Source organism: Halorubrum depositum, from assembly GCF_007671725.1.
GTDB classification, from domain to species: Archaea; Halobacteriota; Halobacteria; order Halobacteriales; family Haloferacaceae; genus Halorubrum; species Halorubrum depositum.
In genome coordinates this window covers 387,670-406,063 of record NZ_VCNM01000002.1, presented here as the reverse complement: position 1 = coordinate 406,063, position 18,394 = coordinate 387,670, and the positions used below count along the sequence as shown (strand labels likewise).

Sequence of the window (18,394 nt, the reverse complement as noted above, 5' to 3'; positions counted from 1 at the left end):
GCGGCGTCTGCGCCCGCCTACTCGTCGAGTATCTGCTGTGCGATGGTGTTCCGCAGGACCTCGCTGGTCCCCTCGTAAATCTCGTTCAGCTTCGCGTCGCGGTAGAAGCGCTCGGCCGGGAAGTCCTTCGTGTAGCCGTAGCCGCCGTGGATCTGGATCCCCTCGTTGGCGACCTCCCGGGAGATCTCGGAGGCGTACAGCTTCGCCTGCGCGGCCTCCTTGATGTACCCCTCCCCGCGCATTTTCAGGTCCGCCGCCTCGTGCATCAGCAGTTCCGCGGCGCGGGCCTTCGTGTCCATGTCGGCAAGCTTGTGCTGGATGGCCTGGAAGTCGGCGATGGGGCGGTCGAACTGCTCGCGCTCCTGCGCGTACGACTTGGCCTCGTCGAGGGCGGCTCGCGCGATGCCGACGGAGCGCGCCGCGATCGTGATCCGGCCGCCGTTCAGCGTCTTCAGGGCTTGGACGAACCCCTCGCCCTCCTCGCCGATCCGGCGGTCCTCGGGGATCCACATGTCGTCGAACCGGAGCTCGGCGGTCGGACACCCCTTGTCGCCGAGCTTCTCCTCCGTGCCTTCGACGATAAACCCGTCGTCCTCCTCGGGTCGGACGACGAACGAGGAGATACCCTTCCGACCCGCGTCGGGGTCGGTCTTCGCGAACAGCGTGACCGTGTCCGCGACGGAGCCGTTGGAGATCCAGAGCTTCCCGCCGTTGACGAGGTAGCCGTCGCCGTCGCGCTCCGCGGCGACGCCGCTCCGTTCCGTGGCGCTTTGCGCCTCGCGCTCTGCCGTCGTGGTCATCGCCGGCACGTCCGAGCCGGCCTCGGCCTCCGAGAGCGCGAACGCCCCGATCTCCTCGCCGGTGTTGAGCGCGCTGAGGTAGGTCTCCTTCTGTCGCTCGTCGCCGAACTCGTACAGCATGTTACCGGCGAGCGAGGTGTGGGCGGCGACGACGGTGCCGAGCCCGCCGGAGCCGCGCGAGATCTCGGCGAGGCCGATCGCGTAGCTGTGGTAGTCGAGTCCGGCGCCCTCGTACTCGACCGGGAACGGCATTCCCATGAGCCCGAGCTCGGCCATCTCGTCGATCAGGTCGGCCGGGAACTCGTCGGTCTCGTCGATCTCGGCGGCCCGGGGGACGACCTCCTCGTCGACGAACGCCGCGACGGTGTCGCGGATCTGACGCTGCTCCTCGGAGAGCGCGAAGTCCATGCCACACACTCCCGCGCACGCCGACTTATCGGTTTCTACACGATCCTACACGGGGATACCGTTCTTCGCGGCGAATCGAGCCGCGGTCCACCGATTTCGCCCCGAAGAAACGGCACCGCCGCCACCGATCCAGCGCGAGAACGCTTGCGGCGTTCCACGAGGCTTTTTATGCGTTGTGCCGTAAGTGTCGGTAACTGAATGAGCGGACGAGCACACGACCCCGTCGAGCCCGACCTCTCGTGGTGTCACGAGGCGGTTCAGGGCGTTTCTCGGACCTTCGCGCTGACGGTCGACGTATTGGAGGAGCCGATGGCCTCGCAGATCTGCGTCGGCTACCTCCTCTGTCGCGTCGCCGACACCGTCGAGGACGCCGGCCACATCCCTCCGGAAGCGCAGAGCGACGTGCTGCGCACGTACCGCGACGCCGTCGACCCCGAGACGGAGGTCGAGATCGGCGAGTTCCGCGACGCGGTCGACGAGTGGCTCCCGGCGCCCGCCGAGCGCGACGAGGACTGGGAGGTCGTCGCCGAGGCCCCGACGATCGTGGCGACGTTCGAGGACTTAGACCCGGAGGCCCGCGAGGCCATCGTCCCGCCTGTACTGGAGATGGTCGACGGGATGGCGATGTTCGTCGACCGCCACGCCACCGAGGGCGGGCTCCGCATCGACGACCGCGACGAGTTAGAGCAGTACTGCTACTACGCCGCCGGCACCGTCGGCAACCTCATCACGAACCTCCTCACCCGCGGCGACGTCGGCGACGAGCGGGCGCGGCGCCTCCGCGAGACCGCCGAGGAGTTCGGCCTCCTCCTCCAGCTCGTGAACGTCTCGAAGGACGTGTACGACGACTACACCGAGGAGAACAACGTCTACCTCCCGGCCGAGTGGCTGGCCGACGAGGGGGTCGAACAGGAGCGCGTCGTCCACCCCGAGAACCGGGAGTCGTCCGCCCGCGTCGTCGGACGCACGGCGGAGTACGCCCGGTCGTTCCTCGACGACGCGCAGGCGTACCTGGAGACGATGCCGCTCTCGAACGGGAACACGATGGAGGCGTGGACCGTGCCGTACCTGCTCGCGGTCGGCACCCTCCGCGAGCTCAACTCCCGGCCCGAGGACGCGCTCACCGAGACCGGCGTGAAGGTGTCCAGACAGGAGGTGTTCGCGGTGATGTCCGTCGCCGGCGAGGTCGGCCGCGACTCGCTGGCCGACCTCCGGCGGACGATCGCCCGGACGCCGTTCCACCGGGCCGTCGAGCCGGCCGACTGACGGGCTCGGTCGCCTCTTCTCACTCCGCTCACAGCCGCGCTCTCGCCCGCGAGACCGCCGGCACGCTCACGCCGGTCGTCTCCGCGAGCGCCTCGGCCGCGCTCAGTAGCCACTCCGCGCGCTCGATTCGCGAGTCGAGATCGCCCGGCCCGATCCGGTACGCCTCGACGAGCTCCTCGACGGTGGCGCCGCCGATCCACTCGTCGAGGATCCGGGCGGTCTTCACCGACTCCAGCCACTCCTCGAAGTCGTCGGTCTCGCCCATCGACGTGGTCAGCTGTCCCGCGTTCGCCCGGGCGAACCGGTAGATATCGGCGCGCTCCTCGTTGCCGAGGTACGTGTCCTGCATGTCGGGAGTGTCGCAGATCACCTCGAAGACGGTGAGCGTCGTCGCGGTCTCCATCCCGGCGGCGGTCCGGAGCCCGGCGACGATCCGCTCGCCGGTCTCCGGCCTGACATACTGCTTCGAGGTGGTCTCGCCGACCGGCGTGGCCACCAGCCGGTACGCGTCGACGCCGCCGGTCTCCCGGCGGACCATCCCGGCGGCGACGAGGTCGTCGACCGCGACGGCGACGGCGTCGGCGAGGCCGCCGGCGCCCGCCTCCCGGGCGTAGAAGGTGCCCTCGAACACGCCGAGGATCTCCTCTTCCGTCTCGGCGAACCCGGTCGCTATCGCGGAGAGGACGTGCGTGCGGAGGGACGCGGGGTCGGCGAGCTTCGACTCGACGGCCTCGGGCTCGCCCTCCACGTACCGCTCGATGAGCTCGGCCTCGGTGTCGGCGTCGCCGACGAGCACCGCCTCGCCGTGCGGGTCGAGCCCGGGGCGGCCCGCGCGGCCGCACATCTGGTGGACCTCCAGCGTCGGGAGCCACTCCATCGCCGACCCGGCGTAGCGCTTCTGGTCGCGGACCACGACGCGCCGCGCGGGGACGTTGACGCCGGCGGCGAGCGTCGGCGTCGCGCAGATGCAGGCGACGTCGCGGTCGCGGAACGCCGCCTCGACGACGGAGCGGTGCCCGGAGCGGAGCCCGGCGTGGTGGAACGCCACGCCCGACCGGAGGCAGTCGGCGAGCTGTCGCCCGGTGACCGTGCCGTCGACGTCTTCGACCTCGTCGGCGGCCGCCGCCGCAGCCGCCTCGATCCCCATCCCCTCGGCGAGCCCGTCCTCGGCGAGCCGCTCCGCCAGCGCGACCGCCTCGGTCCGCGACCGGACGAACGCGAGCGACTGGCCGCCGTCGACGACCGTGTCGGCGACGAGCGCGGCCGTGACCTCGCTGTCGTCCGGGCCGTCGTCGTCGTCGTCGACGTTGTCGGCCTCCTCGGCGTCGGCGGTCTCACCGCTCCGCTCGCCGTCGACCGCGACGTCGATCGCCGTCCCGTCGTCGAATTCGACGTGCCCGCCGACGGCGACGCCGGTCCGGAGGTCGACGGGGCGCCAGTCGGACTCGACGAGCGTCGCGTCCAGCCACCCGGCGATCGCCTCCGGGTTGTCGACGGTGGCCGAGAGCGCGACGACCTGCACGTCGGGGTTCCGGCGGCGCAGCGTCGCGAGCGTCACTTCGAGCGTCGGGCCGCGGCGCTCCGCGCCGAGGAGGTGGACCTCGTCGACGACGACGCAGGCGAGCTCGTCGACCCAGTCGGCCCCGTTTCGGATCGCCGAGTCCACCTTCTCGCTGGTGGCGACGACGACGTCGTTGCCGGCGAGCGCCTCGCCCGTGGCGTCGAAGTCACCGGTGGAGATCCCAACGTCGACGCCGGGCAGCGCGGCGAACGCCTCGTACTTCTCCCGGGCGAGCGCGCGGAGCGGACAGACGTACAGCCCCGGGCCGTCCGCGGTCAACAGCCCCAGCTCGGCGACGAACGTCTTGCCCGAGGCGGTGGGGATCGCGGCGACGACGTTCGCACCCTCGCAGACGCCGGCGTCGACGGCGGCCGCCTGCGGCGGGTACAGCTCGCGGATCCCCCGCTCGGCGAAGTGGTCGACGTACGGCTCCGCGAGCGGGAGGTCGCTGACGCGCATTCGATCGTCGGTTCGGCCGGACCGTATTTAAATAGTCGGCGGGTCACGGGTCCGGGGTCGCGTCGGATGTCTGTCGAGGGCCGCGCCCGGACCGTCAGTTCCCGTCGTCGAACTCCTGAAACAGCTTCGCGAAGTCCTCGTCGTCCTCGGTGACCGCCTCCAGCGACTCGTCGGCCTGCGATCGAAGCTCCGCTATCCGGTCGGTGAGGCGGCGGTACTCCTCGTTGTCGGCGAGCTCGGTGGCGCTCTTCTCGGTCTCCAGCATCGCCTTCTTCGAGGTCAGCGAGAACAGCTCCTGTACCTCCGTGTCGTACTCGCCCCGTCGCAACAGCCCCGTGACCGTGTCCTTGAGGGTGTCGCTGGTGACGGGTTTCACGAGGTAGTCGTCGAACCCCATCTTCAGGATGTCGAAGTCGGGTTCGACGGCGGTGACCATCGCGACCCGGCAGTCGATACCGCGCTCGCGGACGGCCGCCAACACCTCGTCGCCCGAGAGGCCGGGCATCCGCCTGTCCAAGAGGATCGCATCGACGTCGTCGTCGACCTCGTCGAGCCGATCGAGCGCCTCCTGGCCGCCGTACGCGGTCCGAACGCGATACTCGTCGCCGAGCCACGCGGCGTACAGGTCGGCCAGGTCCGGTTCGTCCTCGACCACGAGGACCAGCGGCGGTTGCTCACTCATGGGTTCTCGGAGCGACGACGTGTTCGCTCACACGGTTCGTCTCTCCGCGGACTATATTAAAATACCTCTTCGGGTCCACGCCACCGCTTTCGAGCCCCGTCGGACCGGAGGCCAACTACCGACCGATTCGGCGGCCGATCACTCGTTCGGGCTGTAGTTCGGCGCCTCGTCGGTGATCATCACGTCGTGCGGGTGGCCCTCGGTCTGGCCGGCGCTGGAGACGCGGACGAACTCGGCGCGCTCGTGGAGTTCGGGGACGGTCGCGGCGCCGACGTACCCCATCCCGGAGCAGATGCCGCCGGTGAGCTGGTGGAGCTCCGAGGCGAGGCTCCCCTTGTACGGGGTCGCGGCCTCGACGCCCTCGGGGACGAACTCCTCGTCTTCGTCCTCTTCCTTGAGATACCGGTCGCCGCCGCCGGACTTCATCGCGCCGACGGAGCCCATCCCGCGGTACTGCTTGTACTTCTTCCCCTGCATCGTGATGACGCGGCCGGGCGCCTCGTCGGTGCCGGCGAAGTACGAGCCCAGCATCACCGCGTTCGCGCCCGCGGCGAGCGCCTTGATCGCGTCGCCGGAGTAGCGGATCCCGCCGTCGGCGATCACCGGGACGCCGTGTTCGGACGCGACGTCCGCGACCTCCGAGACCGCGGTCATCTGGGGCATCCCGGCGCCGCTCACGACGCGCGTGGTGCAGATCGACCCCGGCCCGATCCCCACCTTCAGCCCGTCGGCGAAGTCGACGGCGGCCTCGGCGGCCTCGCGAGTCCCGACGTTGCCGACGACGACGTCGGCGTCGACGGTCCCTTTGATCGCCCGGGCGGAGTCGAGCACGTTGAGGTTGTGAGCGTGCGCGCAGTCGATGAAGATCACGTCGACGTCGGCCTCGTCGGCCGCGATCGCGCGCTCCTCCTCGAAGGGCCCGACGGCGACCCCCGCGAGCAGGCGCCCGCGCTCGTCGCGGGCGGCCTCCTCGTGCTCGCGGCGCTGGAGGATGCCCTGCATGGTGACGAGCCCGACGAGCCGGTCGTCGCCGTCGACGATCGGGACGCGCTCGATCTTGTGGTCGTACATCAGTTCGAGCGCCTCGCGGGCGTCGACGTCCTCCGACGCGGTGATGACCTCGTCGGTCATCGCCTCGCTGACGGCGTCGTCCTCGCCGACCTCGAGGTAGGGGCGGATGTCGGTCCCGGAGATGATCCCGAGGACGGCGTCGTCCTCGTCGACGACCGGGGCGCCGGAGACGCCCTCGCGCTCCATCAGGGAGTCGGCCTCCCGAACCGTGTCGTCGGGCGCGACCGTCACGACGTTCTCCCGGCGGATGACGAGCTCGTGGGCGCGCTTGACGCGCTCGACCTCGGCGGCCGTCTCCTCGACGGTCATGTTGCGGTGGAGGACGCCGAGCCCGCCCTCGCGGGCCATCGCGATCGCGAGGTCGCTCTCGGTGACGGTGTCCATCGCCGCCGAGAGGACCGGTACGGTGAGTTCGACGTTCCTCGAGACGCGCGCGGAGAGGTCGGCGTCGTCGGGCTCCACCCGGCTCTCCTTGGGTCGGAGGAGCACGTCGTCGAACGTCAGCGCTTCCGGCACGTCGAGCTTCGCAGAGAATCGACCGGAGTTGGTCTCCATATAAACCGTCATGAGTGCCGGATAAAAAACGTTGCGAGTCAGCACGGACGTGCACGTCGTTCTCATTCTAGATCATAATATATACAATATTGTGGATCAAGGCCGTTTCCGTCGGGTCGAGATCGCTTCTGGGGATACGTCCGACTCGCGCGCGAATCCGAAACCCACGGATCGGCACCCGGACGACGAACGCAGCGACGATCCGTCGACGAAACGCGGTATCGATCGTCGGTTCGCACCTTGATTTATAAGTTCTCGGCGGTGATCGTCCGTGTCGTGCGGACGGGTCTCACACAACCTTTAACGCGACCGAAACGCGTATATGGGGTATGGACTCCGACAGTCCCGTGAACGCGCGCACCGCCGGCCAGCCGATCCGCACCCTCGGCGCCTCCTTTACAGCCGGCAATCCGCGCAAACTCTTCACACGGGCTCGTCGGGCCGCCTTCGGCTTCGACTCCGCACGCCGGGCCCTCGGCTATCGCGGGTCGTCCGCTTCCCACCGTGTACCCGTCGGTCAGGGACATCGACCCTGAATGAGCGTCTCACGCCACCCGATAGCGCTCCGCTTAGAGCGGCAGGTGGGCAGCGCGACGAAGCTGCTCGCGACGGTCATGGTGTTGCCGCTGATCGACGGCATCTTCCCCGCCTTAGTCGTCGCCGGCGTCTTGAGCACCGCGACCGGCGTCGTCGAGACCGGGATCCTCATCTTCGGCGGCTCGGCCACCGCGGCCGTGATCCTCGCGGAGATGGACGGCGACCGCCGGCAGATGGTCACCTCCGTGCTGCTGATCGGCGCGGTGATCGTCCCGCTGGCGGCGCTCGAAGCCGCCTTCGCGCCCACGTTCAGGGGGTTCCTCAACCTCCCCGTCTTCGAGCGGTTCGCCGGCCTGGTGATCCTCACGATCGCCGCCAAGACCGCGAGCTCGGAGATCGGCGAGTTCCTGCCGAGCCCCGGCGTCATCATCTCGCTCGGGCTCGTCGCGAGCTTCGACCCCAGCGGCTTCGCGATCGAGACCTCGCCGGAGTACGTGGTCAACGGCGCCGCCGCGGCGGGCGTCGGCGTCGCGTTCGCGCTGGCGGTCGCGCTGCTGTCGCCGCACCTCCGCGGCCGCGTCGACATCGACCGCTTCCGGTTCGGCTCGGCGGTCGCGCTCGGCGTGCTCGCGCTCCCGATCCTGCTCGGGCCGTTCGACCTGATGCAGACCGAGGCGCCCATCGCGCTGGCTGTCCTCGCCGTCACCACGCTGTTCGCCTACGACCCGAACGCCGACCCCGTCGCGGGCGCCGCCGACGACTCGCCGGACGACGGTCCCGCCGGCGGCGACGACGAGGGCACCGACGCGGCGGGGAGCGGCGACGACGGGGGCGCCGCCGGCGACGCTCCCGCTGACGGGGAGCGCGCGCCGACCGACCCGCCGCTCGACACGCCGCCGAACGCCCCCGGCCCCATCGTCGACGACGACGTGGCGGCGTTGGCCAACGGCGGCGACCGCGACGCGAGCGACGACGAGACGGACCCGTTCACCGACGACGACTCCCGGGCGCCCTGGCTGTAGGCGCCGCGTCCGGATCGGTGGGGCTCCGCATGGCCGTGTCGCCGGGGTTTAGGTGCTCCGCCGTCTACGCGGGGTATGTCCAACCGCGTCGTGCAGGGCCGAATGGTGACGCCGGAGACGCTCGCGGAGCTCGTCGAGGGCGAACCGGTGCTCGAAGCCGAGTCGATAGCGGACGCCGACCGCGACTGCCCGGAGTGCGGCGGCGACGTCATCACCGTCGGCTACATGCCGAGCGTCACTGAGTTCGTCACCGGCTTCAAATGCCAGGAGTGCGACTGGAGCGCCGACGACCGCTGAGGAGATCGCCGTCGACGGCGGCCGAGCGTCGCTCCGTGTCGGTCCCGCTCGCGTCGCCCTCTCGTCCCCCGATCGCTTTCGATCGAAACCCCTTTATCCGCGTTTCGGCAACCACCTATTGCGATACCGCGTGGGGCTGTGGCCAAGCCAGGCATGGCGACTGACTCCAGAGGTTCGCGCCCGGGACGACGCTCCAGACTGATATACCGAGCGGGCGACTGATCATCGCTCGCGTTGACGACCCTCTGGAGTTCCGAGGCGCACCGGAGATATCAGTCGATCGGGGGTTCAAATCCCTCCGGCCCCACTTTCTCCGCCGCGAGCAACGTCGCGAGCAGCGGTGCCGTACAGAGGAGGAGCCGCATCCGGGACCGGTAGCGAGCGCGCTTCGAATCCCCCCGACGCCGACGTTCCGACGTGGGCCCGCTGTCCCGGACCGGGGCGGTCGACCCGCAGTCGGGTCCCTCGTTCGTCGGCCGCCACCCGAACGTGTTCGCGGACACTGATTCCCGGGTCGGCGAGCGAGTGTGACCGATGGGACGCTGTCGGCTCTGCGACCTCCCGACCCCGGACCCGCCCGTCGGCGCGGCCGACGTCGACGGCGAGTTCTGCTGCCGCGGCTGCCTGGAGGTTGCCCGCCGGCTCGACGACGTAGACGACGCCGAGGCGGGGGCTGACGGGCTCGGGGAAGCGCCGGCCGACGGCGACCGAGCGACGACCGAGACGGCGCTTCCGCCGGACGCGGCGGAGGCGTACCTGGCGGTCGACGGGATGCACTGCACGACCTGCGAGGCGTTCCTCGGGCTGCGCGCGGACGACCGTCCGGGCGTCCGCGCGGTGGAGGCGAACTACGGCACCGAGACCGCTCGGGTCGTCTACGATACGGAGACGATCGAGCGGGGGGAGCTTCCGGCGGCGCTCTCCGGCTACGGGTACGCGCTCCGGTTCCGCGAGGGGACGCCGACGGAGAACGGGGGCGAGATGCCCGCCGGCGACGGCCCCGCGGGGGGTCGCCCGGACGACCGCGCGGTCGAACGGCTCGCGGTCGGCGCGTTTCTCTCGATGCTGATCATGCCGTGGTACGTCCTGTCGCTGTACCCGAGCTACCTCGGGATCGAGGCGAACGTCCTCGCGATCGACGCGACCACGGCCGTCGGCCGGTATCTCCCGCTCGCGTTCATCGCGGTCCTCACGACCGTGCTGCTGGCGTACACGGGCGCGCCGCTCCTGCGGGGGGCGTACGTGAGCGTCCGGGCGCGGCGGCCGAACATGGACCTCCTCGTCGCGGTCGCCGCGCTGTCCGCGTACGCGTACAGCACCCTCGCGCTCGCGACCGGCGGCACGCACCTCTACTACGACGTGACGGTCGCCGTCGTGATGGTCGTCTCGCTCGGCCGGTACTACGAGCGACGGGTCCGATCGCGGGCCAACGACCTCCTCGAAACCGTCACGGCCGCCCGCGTCGAGTCGGCCACGCGGCTCACCCCGACCGGCACCGAGTCCGTCCCGATTGCGGGCCTCGAACCGGGCGACCGGGTCCGGGTCGCGCCCGGGGAGCCCGTCCCGATCGACGGCACCGTGATCGAGGGGACCGCCGACGCCGACGAGTCCGTGATCACCGGGGAGTCGCTCCCGGTGCGAAAGGAGCCCGGCGATCCCGTGATCGGCGGCGCGACTCTGCTCGGTGACGTCGGCGACGCCGACGAGCGCGGGCCCGACGAGCGCGGACCCGACGGTGCGGTCGTGATGCGGGTCGGCGAGGACGCGGAGAGCACCGCGGACAGCCTCGCCGCCGCCCTTTGGGAGGTTCAGACCGCCGCGCCGGGCGTCCAGCGGTTCGTCGACGCGCTCGCGACCGTATTCGTGCCGGTCGTGCTGACGCTCGGACTGCTCGTCGCCGGCTGGGGGCTCGCGACCGGCGAGACGGTCGCGGCCGCGATGCTCGCCGGCCTGACCGTCCTCGTCGTCTCCTGTCCGTGCGCCATGGGACTCGCGACCCCGCTCGCCGTCTCCGGCGGGCTCCGCGACGCGCTCGCCCGCGGCGTCGTCGTCACCGACTCCTCGGTGTTCGAAGTCGCGCGGGAGACCGAGACGGTCGTCTTCGACAAGACCGGGACGCTCACCGCGGGGGAGATGCGCGTCGGCGCGACGTACGGCGACGACCGGACGCTCCGGCGCGCCGCCGCGCTCGAACGCCGCGCCGATCACCCCGTCGCGGACGCGATCCGCGAGGCGGCGAGCGGCGGGCGGCCGACGACCGAAGACCGGCCGGCGACCGACGGCGGCCTCGACGAGACGACGGTCGAGTCCTTTACACGGCACCCCGGCGCGGGGATCTCGGGGGAGCTCGTCGCCGGCGGCGCCTCCGAGGCTCGAACGACCGCGTCCGACGACCGAACGAGCGCGTCGGGCGACCGAACGACCGCCACGCGCGTCGTCGTCGGGACTCTCGGTCTGATCGAACGCGAGTGCGGCCCGGTCCCCGACGACCTGCGAGACCGCGTCGACGGCGTCGCGGATCGGGGCGCGCTGCCGGTCGTCGTAGGGTGGGACGGCGCGGCCCGCGGGGTGATCGCCGTCGAGGACCGCGACCGGGAGGGATGGGACGAGGCGCTCGCGGCGTTCGCCGACCGGGAGGTGGTCGTCCTGACCGGTGACGACGGCCCGCGCGCCGACCGGTTCCGGAACCACCACGCGGTGGACGAGGTCTTCGCCGGCGTCCCACCGGACGGCAAGCTTGAGGCGATCCGGGGGTTCGCGGCCGCCGGCACGACCGCGATGGTCGGCGACGGGACGAACGACGCGCCGGCGCTCGCGGCGGCCGATCTCGGGATCGCGATGGGCGACGGGACGGCCCGCGCCGTCGAGGCCGCGGACGCCGTGATCACCGGCGAGGACCTGCGCGCGGTCGAGACCGTGTTCGACCTCGCGGCCGGGACGCGGCGGCGCATCCGAGAGAACGTGGCGTGGGCGCTGTGTTACAACGCCGTGGCCGTTCCGCTCGCGGTCGCGGGCGCGCTCAACCCCTTCTTCGCCGCGCTGGCGATGGCCGCCAGCAGCGCGGTGGTCGTGACGAACTCGACGCGCTCGGTGCTGCGAGAGTGAGCCGCGGCCGCCAGTCCGGAGCGACGGGCCGATTCGACGGGCTCGTCAAACGGTCCGGACGAACCGTCGGAGAGTCTCTCCGTCCGCGTCTCGTAACTCGATCTCGAACTGTTTTCCGGACGGTCCGTCGGAGAGCGACTCGCGCGGGGCCGACACCGCGTACGGCGGCTCGTCGCTCCGGTCGATCTCGTCGCCGCCGGCGAGGAGCACGACGTGGTCGACGCCCTCGGACGTCTCGAGCTCGCAGGTGACCGGGTCGCCGTCGGTGTCGCAGACGAGCTCCGCGGTCACGTCGCCGCCGTCCGCGCCGAACCCTGACGAGAAGTCGAGCAGCATCACGCCCGGCGCGAGCGTCCCCGCGACCGCGACGATCACGAGGAACGTCGCGAAGTTGATCTTCGACCCGTGGCGAACGATCCGTCGTACGGCGGGGCTCTCGGCGGTGCGCCGCAGGCGGATCACGGTCGGAACGACGAACACGTGCGTGAGCGGCCCCCAGGCGATCAGGACGAAGCCGTAGGCGATCGCGTACCGCAGCGCGGTCGCGTCTATCCAGTAGGCCGACAGGACGTTCCCGCCCATCCACAGGAAGAGCCCGAGGAAGACGAGCGCGCCGCTCTTCAGCCAGCGCCAGACGGGCGTGTTCGCGTAGTAGACGCTCAGGAAGTCGCGCCAGGCCTGGCGAACGGTACCGCCGAGTCGCGTCCGAGGAGTCGTTCGTGAAGCGTCGGTCATTCGTTGGGTGTCGTGCGGTCGGTCGTCGATTCGAGAGGTGGGTCCGGCGGTGAGCCGGTCGGTGGTTCGGGCGGTCGGCGGCTACGCGCCGATCGCCCACAGCTGGGTCAACAGGTACCAGTTCAGCACGTAGACGGCGGCGAAGACGCCGAGGAAGATCAGGCAGAGCGCGAACGTCCCCCGGAGCTCGACCGCGTGAACCGGCTCGCCGCCGTCGGCGTGGAGCCCGCCCTCGGGGAGCATCCCCCCATCGTCGCCGTCGGGGAGCCGGTCGCCGAACAGCAGCGAGCCGACCGAGACGCCGACGAACAGGACGCCGGAGAGGATCGCCAACAGCGCGAAGACCCCGAAGATCATGAATATCGGGACCGCGGCCGCGAAGCTGAACTCCGAGCCGGGGATGTTCCTGACGGCCTCGGCGGTCCGGCGCGGCACGCCGTAGAGGATCCCCGCGTACATGAGCATCAGCGTGGCGACGCTCATCGCGGCCCCGTAGGCGTACGGGATCGCGCTAGCGAGCGCGTCCGAGACGAAGTCTCGACGGAACATCGTCTTGATGACGAAGAGGACGAGCCCGAAGAACGCGAGCGTCGTCCCGAGCGCGACGGTGGCGTGGAAGTGTCCCACCGTCGCGAGGGTGTTGTGCCAGGTCATGTTCACCTGGATCTGGCCCATTACGACGCCGGTGATCCCGCCGAGGAAGCCGAAGAGGATGATGCTGAAGATCGTCGCGGCGAAGACGGGGTTCCGCCACGGCGCGGAGGTGAGCCAGCCGAACAGCCCGCCGCCCTGTCCTCGCCGGCGGCGCCCGGCCTCGATCCCGGCCGGGATCGCGAACGCGTGGATCATGCTCGCGAACGCCGCGCCGTAGAAGGCGTAGGAGGTGTTCCAGATGCGCCAGCCGGCGGACATGCCGGGGTCGACGAGCAGGTGGTGGGCCGCCCCGAGATTGATGAAGAAGAGGTAGAGGATAAAGGCGGTCCGGGATATCTTCTCGGAGACAACGACCGCGCCCCCCACGACGTGCGTGAGGAAGTACCACACCGTGATCATCGCGAGCAGGTTGATCTGCTGGCTCCCGTGGCCGATGATCCAGTAGAGCTGTCGGTAGATGCCCGGGTCCACCGAGGCGATGAGGTCGATCCGCCACGCGAGCGCGTACGCGAACGCGGCGATGCCGCCGAGGATCGCCTCCACGGCGATGATTCCCGTGACGAACGCGCCGAAGGCGACGAGCGGGAGCGTCCTGTCGCTGTCGCGCGTCTCCGACCAGATCGTCGCGAAGAACGGGAGCGCCGCGATCGTCGCCCCGAGCAGGAAGACGATCGCCGTGCCGTAGAACCACGGCGTGACGGGCAGCGGGACGTACGCTGTCAAAAGCGGCGCCTCGTTCGGCGCCTCGGCCAGCCAGATGGACGCGTTCACACCGATCGCGCCGACCACCATCGTGACCCAGCCGAGGGCGGCGAGCCGGCGGAGCGGGAGCTCCCGGCCGAGCACCATGGGGCCGCCGACGTAGAGGACGGCGATCTCCATGAACACCATCCAGAAGATGAGCAGGTTCCACGCGTGCATGCTCAGGTGCGTGTAGTAGCTGCTCGCGTCGAGCAGGCCGACGAACTCCCAGCGGGTCATCGCGACGGAGAAGGCGAAGCTCCCGCCGACGGCGAGCGCGATCACCGCAGTCAGCCCGAACAGCTTCACGTAGTTCTCCACGGACCGGTGGACGTCGAGCCCGGTCACCGAACACGCGCGGAACCCGTCCGCGCCGTAGTCGTTCCGGAACAGCGAGGCGATCGCCGACATGCTACCCCTCCACCACCGTGAAGCGACCGTGCATCGTCCGGTGCCCCTGTCCGCAGAACTCGTTACAGACGACGTGGTAGGTGCCCGGCTCGTCGAACGTCATCGGGATCACCCACTCGGAGCCCGGGAACACTTGGAGGTTGATCTGCTTGTTCAGGTTCTCCTCGGGCCTGACGGAGAATCCGTGCTGGACGTCGTAGGCGCCGAGATGAATGTCGTACTCGCGGCCCGCTTCGAGGACGACCGGGAGCCCGTCCCAGTTGAACCGCATCGCGCCGACGTACACGTCGTCGCCGGGCGGGATCAGCCCGTCGTCGGTCTCCTCGGTGGTCTCCTTGTATTCGCCGACGCGCGCCTGGTACTCCTCGGGGTCGACGTCGTACGTCGTCCCGATGGGGTTCTGATCGCCGAACTGCGTGAACCCGGCCATCCACGTGAAGATGCCGAGCGACCACGCGCCAGCGAGTCCGAGCCAGATGCTCTCGCGGCGGTTCACCGGGGAGTTCCACCAGTCGTCGTCGGGGTCTTCGAGTGGGTTGCTCACGGGATCTCACCTCGCGGGCAGCGACAGGATGTCGAGCAACCCCCATCCGACGTAGGCAACGAGGAAGAACAGTATCGCCGCCGCGGCCAACAGCCAGATCCGGTTGTAGAGGCGTTGCATCGCGGGAACATCCCCGTCGTCGCGTGTCGTACGGTTGCTCATCGGTCGCTCACACGTTAGATACACGGATACCCGTGGTGAGCGTTGTCACGCACATGTTCGCCCGGGCGGGTTCACACCGCGAGCGTCTCCACGAGGATGGCCGCGAGAAGGGCCCCGAGGTAGGCGTTCGAGGCGTGGAAGCTCCGGTAGGCGGCGGCCCGTACGTCGTCGGCCCCCTGCCGGCCGACGTCGTACTGTCGGGCGACGCTCCGCACGAACAGCGCTCCGAGCGCCGTGGTGGTGAGCGCGTAGAGGACGCCGAGCTCGGTGACGGCCCCCAGCAGGACCGCGGCGATCAGGGTGACGCCGAGCCACGCGAGTATCCGCCGCCGCGCGGTCGCGACCCCCGCGACCACCGGCAGCATCGGGTAGTCGGCCCGCGCGTAGTCCTCGCGGTGGGCGATCGCGAGGTTGTAGAAGTGCGCGGGGGTCCAACAGCAGACGACGACTGCGAGCAGGACCGCCGGGAGGCCGACGGTCCCCGTCACCGCGGCGTACCCGATCAGAGCCGGCAGAGCGCCGGATCCCCCGCCGATCACCGTGTTCCACCGCGTGGTCGGCTTCAACAGGACCGTGTACACGTACGCGTAGTAGACGACCGCCGCCGCCGTGAGCGCGGCCGCGAGCGCGTTGACGAACGCGAGGAGGACCGCCATCGAGGCGACGACGAGCGCGACGGCGAAGCCGATCGCCCGGCCGACGCCGACCTGATCGGTCGCGATCGGACGATCCGCGGTCCGCCGCATCTTGCGGTCGCGGTCGCGCTCGTACACGTGGTTGAACGCGCCCGCCGCGCCGATCGCGAGGACGCCGCCCGCGAGGGTCGCGACGACGGTCACGCCGTCGAGCGCGGCGCCGGCGGCGACGGCCAGCCCCATCCCCGCCAGCGCGAGCAGGCACAACAGCCACATCAACCGGGGCTTGGTCAGCTCGAGGTACGCCCGAAGTCGACTCCTAACTGTGAGCGCGTCGCGTTCGGTCGTTGCAGTCGGGGCGTCGCAGTCGGCCGCGCTCGACGCTCCGCGGTCACCGATGCCGGCCGAGTCGCTCGTCGTCATCTCCACCCCCGGACCGCTCGTCGTCGCCTCCACTCGTATCACGAGCGTCGCGAGGAGGACCGCGAAGACGCCGATCCCTCCCAACAGGTGCACTCCGCCGTCGAACGGGACGACGCCGGTGCGGCCCGCGAGCCCGACGCCGGCCTGTCCCAGATACGCGAGCAGGACCGCGATCGTTCCGACGCGGACGCGACGCGAGGCCGCCGTTCGGCGGGCGAGAAGCGCCGTGGCGGCGAGCAGGACGCCGACGACCACCGCCGCAACGTGGTGGACCGCGGCGACCGCAGAGCCGACCTCCGTGGCGGCCGTGGCCCCGAGCGCGACGAGCAGATACGTCCCCGCGACCGACCAGGTCAACAGCGTCGTGAGCCGCGGCGGATCCATACGTTCAGTCCGCGCCCGGCCCCCGCGTTTCTTCCCCCGAACATATTCGGAGTCGTCCTCCCCGGAAAAGCGAACCCGGAATCCGTTAACGGACGTCACGGCCGTGGAGTCGAAACCAACGCGGAGCTCGCGAACCGGGGTGCAACGCCCCGACCGTCGATGCACCTCAGGTTCGGCTCAATCCCGATAATTATAAATTTTGAATACAGTACTGAGTTTTTATATATTGCCGCACCAGTCGGCTTCGGGCTACCGTTCGCGACTGCGCTCACAGAGCTGACCTACAGCCAGGGAACGACCAAGTTCCGAACCACGCTGGGAGTTGATGAAACCGGGGTCCGACTCGCCGATGAACACCACGGGCCGTACGTCGCCGTCGCTGCTGAATAACCCGATCCGCTCCGAAAACGGCTCGAATCGAAACGAAGAGCGTGATCGGAACCCGATCCGGTCGCGGTGCTCCGCGACGATCACGACGCGGCTGGCGCGGCCCCTTCGTCGATGGCTTGATATCTCGTCGACGGCGCGATTTCACGTCGCTGATTCCGTGGTACATGCGACCGTCGTCTGGGGATGTCTGACACGGTGATGGCAACTCCCATTAATATGTCCTATATGGTATTAAGAAGAAAATGTAATTTTTTAGTTATTTCAGAAACACGGGTCGCGCGGTCGAGGCGTCGTCTCCTGACATACGCGTCGATACCGCCGGGTCCCGCCTGAAGCTGTGGCCGAACGGGCTCGATACTCATCATCCTTTATTACGATCGACGCACACCGCGTACAGACCACCATGGAAATACGCAGCGTCGAAGCGGTGCCGCTCAGGCGAGAGCTCGACGAGCGGTTCGCGAACGCCCAGAAGTGGATCTCCTCGCGCGAGTACTGCCTGGTCCGGATCGAGACCGCCGACGGCGCCGTCGGCTGGGGAGAGTGTTGGGGACCGATCGCGGGTACCCGCGAGACCGTCGACGACCGGGTCGCACCGCTGCTCCGCGGGCGCGACGCCCGGGAAGTCGAGTCGATCCACGAAGACCTTGTCTTCGACCTCCGCTCGGCGTACCACTCGACGGTGCCGGCCGGCGTCGTCAGCGGCGTCGACCTCGCTCTGTGGGACCTCCGCGGGAAAGCGGCGGGGGCGTCCGTCGCGACGCTGCTCGGCGGCGCGCGCCGCGACGCGGTCCCCGCATACGCCACCGGGCACTTCTGGCCCCCGGTCGACGAGTTCGCCGAGCTGGAGGCGGCGGTCGTCGCCGAGGCCCAGTCGCACGTCGAGGCGGGGTTCGACGCGCTCAAGATGAAGATCGGCACGGAGCGCCACTTCGGCTGGGGGCCGGAGGCCGACGTGAAACTGGTCCGCGCCGTGCGGGAGGCCGTCGGGGACGACGTCGCGCTGATGGCGGACGCGAACCACGCGTACGACCTCCCCGCGGCCCGCCGGGTTGCCGACGGGCTCGCGGCCCTCGACGTGCGGTTCTTCGAGGAGCCGCTCCCGCCCGACCGGACCGAGGCGTACGCGCGGCTGAACCGGGACGCCGATGTCCCGATTGCCGGCGGGGAGTGCTGGGCCCTCGCGCCCGAGTTCCGCCGCGTCGTCGACGCCGGCGCGGTCGACGTCCTCCAGCCGGACGTGACCAGCGCGGGCGGGCTCACGTCGGCGCGCCGGGCCGCGGAGACCGCCGACGCCGCCGGGGTGGCGACGTACCCGCACGTGTTCGGGAGCGCCGTCGCGCTCGCCGCGAGCCTCCAGCTGCTCGCGACGCTGCCGGGATCGCCCCGGCTGGAGTTCGACCGCACGCCGAACCCGATCCGCGAGGGGCTCGCCGTCGACCCGATCCGGAACGAGGGGACCGAGGTCCCCGTCCCCGACGGGCCGGGGCTCGGGATCGAGATCGACCCCGAGACGCTGGCGGAGTTCCGGATCGACTGAGTCGCCCGACGG

The 18,394-nt window shown here is 70.2% G+C and carries 14 protein-coding genes and 1 tRNA gene; 6 read left to right on the top strand and 9 right to left on the bottom strand.

Annotated elements, in window-relative coordinates; translation table 11 throughout:
- Positions 1–17: 17 nt before the first annotated feature.
- Positions 18–1,208, bottom strand: coding sequence for an acyl-CoA dehydrogenase family protein (locus tag FGM06_RS09445; RefSeq protein WP_144799011.1), 1,191 nt, complete (start codon positions 1,206–1,208; stop codon positions 18–20).
- Positions 1,209–1,406: 198 nt separating this feature from the next.
- On the opposite strand from FGM06_RS09445, the gene FGM06_RS09440 reads away from it, so the two are divergent.
- A complete protein-coding gene (locus FGM06_RS09440) occupies positions 1,407–2,474 on the top strand; it encodes a phytoene/squalene synthase family protein (protein ID WP_144799010.1) in 1,068 nt (355 codons plus the stop codon).
- A gap of 28 nt (positions 2,475–2,502) precedes the next feature.
- Here the strand turns inward: FGM06_RS09440 and FGM06_RS09435 are convergent, their stop codons facing one another.
- The 3 genes from FGM06_RS09435 to guaB form a co-directional block, all read right to left on the bottom strand.
- Positions 2,503–4,494, bottom strand: a complete 1,992-nt coding sequence (locus tag FGM06_RS09435) for a DEAD/DEAH box helicase (RefSeq protein WP_144799009.1) — start codon at positions 4,492–4,494, stop codon at positions 2,503–2,505.
- Positions 4,495–4,588: 94 nt separating this feature from the next.
- Positions 4,589–5,176, bottom strand: a complete 588-nt coding sequence (locus tag FGM06_RS09430) for a HalX domain-containing protein (RefSeq protein ID WP_144799008.1) — start codon at positions 5,174–5,176, stop codon at positions 4,589–4,591.
- Positions 5,177–5,314: 138 nt separating this feature from the next.
- The gene (gene guaB / locus FGM06_RS09425; protein ID WP_144799007.1) at positions 5,315–6,802 is read right to left on the bottom strand and encodes an IMP dehydrogenase; all 1,488 of its coding nucleotides are present in this window, start codon (positions 6,800–6,802) and stop codon (positions 5,315–5,317) included.
- A 536-nt stretch (positions 6,803–7,338) separates the two neighbouring features.
- On the opposite strand from guaB, the gene FGM06_RS09415 reads away from it, so the two are divergent.
- From FGM06_RS09415 to FGM06_RS09400, 4 genes are all read left to right on the top strand, one after another.
- Positions 7,339–8,361, top strand: coding sequence for a DUF5794 domain-containing protein (locus FGM06_RS09415; protein ID WP_144799005.1), 1,023 nt, complete (start codon positions 7,339–7,341; stop codon positions 8,359–8,361).
- 75 nt (positions 8,362–8,436) lie between these two features.
- Positions 8,437–8,658 (top strand): DUF5795 family protein, encoded by a 222-nt coding sequence (locus FGM06_RS09410; RefSeq protein WP_144799004.1) that lies wholly within the window; start codon positions 8,437–8,439, stop codon positions 8,656–8,658.
- Positions 8,659–8,790: 132 nt separating this feature from the next.
- Positions 8,791–8,965: transfer RNA gene (locus tag FGM06_RS09405), tRNA-Trp, on the top strand.
- 227 nt (positions 8,966–9,192) lie between these two features.
- Entirely contained in the window at positions 9,193–11,763 is a 2,571-nt protein-coding gene (locus FGM06_RS09400) for a heavy metal translocating P-type ATPase (protein ID WP_144799003.1), read from the top strand.
- Positions 11,764–11,808: 45 nt separating this feature from the next.
- Here the strand turns inward: FGM06_RS09400 and FGM06_RS09395 are convergent, their stop codons facing one another.
- The 5 genes from FGM06_RS09395 to FGM06_RS09380 form a co-directional block, all read right to left on the bottom strand.
- A complete protein-coding gene (locus FGM06_RS09395; RefSeq protein WP_144799002.1) occupies positions 11,809–12,498 on the bottom strand; it encodes a hypothetical protein in 690 nt (229 codons plus the stop codon).
- Between the two features lie 81 nt (positions 12,499–12,579).
- Positions 12,580–14,304 (bottom strand): cytochrome c oxidase subunit I, encoded by a 1,725-nt coding sequence (locus FGM06_RS09390; RefSeq protein ID WP_144799001.1) that lies wholly within the window; start codon positions 14,302–14,304, stop codon positions 12,580–12,582.
- A 1-nt stretch (position 14,305) separates the two neighbouring features.
- A complete protein-coding gene (locus tag FGM06_RS09385; RefSeq protein ID WP_144799000.1) occupies positions 14,306–14,848 on the bottom strand; it encodes a cupredoxin domain-containing protein in 543 nt (180 codons plus the stop codon).
- 6 nt (positions 14,849–14,854) lie between these two features.
- Positions 14,855–15,010 carry a hypothetical protein gene (locus tag FGM06_RS16040; RefSeq protein ID WP_186311039.1) on the bottom strand — a complete coding sequence of 52 codons (156 nt, stop codon included), beginning with the start codon at positions 15,008–15,010 and terminating at the stop codon, positions 14,855–14,857.
- 71 nt (positions 15,011–15,081) lie between these two features.
- Positions 15,082–16,452: a heme o synthase gene (locus FGM06_RS09380; protein WP_144798999.1), complete on the bottom strand. Its 1,371-nt coding sequence runs from the start codon at positions 16,450–16,452 to the stop codon at positions 15,082–15,084.
- Positions 16,453–17,245: 793 nt separating this feature from the next.
- Between FGM06_RS09380 and FGM06_RS09370 the strand changes: the two genes are divergently transcribed.
- Positions 17,246–18,382 carry a mandelate racemase/muconate lactonizing enzyme family protein gene (locus FGM06_RS09370; RefSeq protein ID WP_144798997.1) on the top strand — a complete coding sequence of 379 codons (1,137 nt, stop codon included), beginning with the start codon at positions 17,246–17,248 and terminating at the stop codon, positions 18,380–18,382.
- The last annotated feature ends 12 nt before the right edge of the window (positions 18,383–18,394 follow it).

Bases quoted from the DNA above. Each gene is read 5' to 3' on its own strand.
- FGM06_RS09445 (WP_144799011.1), bottom strand. From the start codon at position 1,208: ATGGACTTCGCGCTCTCCGAGGAGCAGCGTCAGATCCGCGACACCGTC.
- FGM06_RS09435 (WP_144799009.1), bottom strand. From the start codon at position 4,494: ATGCGCGTCAGCGACCTCCCGCTCGCGGAGCCGTACGTCGACCACTTC.
- FGM06_RS16040 (WP_186311039.1), bottom strand. From the start codon at position 15,010: ATGAGCAACCGTACGACACGCGACGACGGGGATGTTCCCGCGATGCAA.
- FGM06_RS09380 (WP_144798999.1), bottom strand. From the start codon at position 16,452: ATGGATCCGCCGCGGCTCACGACGCTGTTGACCTGGTCGGTCGCGGGG.
- FGM06_RS09415 (WP_144799005.1), top strand. From the start codon at position 7,339: ATGAGCGTCTCACGCCACCCGATAGCGCTCCGCTTAGAGCGGCAGGTG.
- FGM06_RS09395 (WP_144799002.1), bottom strand. From the start codon at position 12,498: ATGACCGACGCTTCACGAACGACTCCTCGGACGCGACTCGGCGGTACC.
- FGM06_RS09400 (WP_144799003.1), top strand. From the start codon at position 9,193: ATGGGACGCTGTCGGCTCTGCGACCTCCCGACCCCGGACCCGCCCGTC.
- FGM06_RS09390 (WP_144799001.1), bottom strand. From the start codon at position 14,304: ATGTCGGCGATCGCCTCGCTGTTCCGGAACGACTACGGCGCGGACGGG.
- guaB (WP_144799007.1), bottom strand. From the start codon at position 6,802: ATGGAGACCAACTCCGGTCGATTCTCTGCGAAGCTCGACGTGCCGGAA.
- FGM06_RS09410 (WP_144799004.1), top strand. From the start codon at position 8,437: ATGTCCAACCGCGTCGTGCAGGGCCGAATGGTGACGCCGGAGACGCTC.
- FGM06_RS09430 (WP_144799008.1), bottom strand. From the start codon at position 5,176: ATGAGTGAGCAACCGCCGCTGGTCCTCGTGGTCGAGGACGAACCGGAC.
- FGM06_RS09370 (WP_144798997.1), top strand. From the start codon at position 17,246: ATGGAAATACGCAGCGTCGAAGCGGTGCCGCTCAGGCGAGAGCTCGAC.
- FGM06_RS09440 (WP_144799010.1), top strand. From the start codon at position 1,407: ATGAGCGGACGAGCACACGACCCCGTCGAGCCCGACCTCTCGTGGTGT.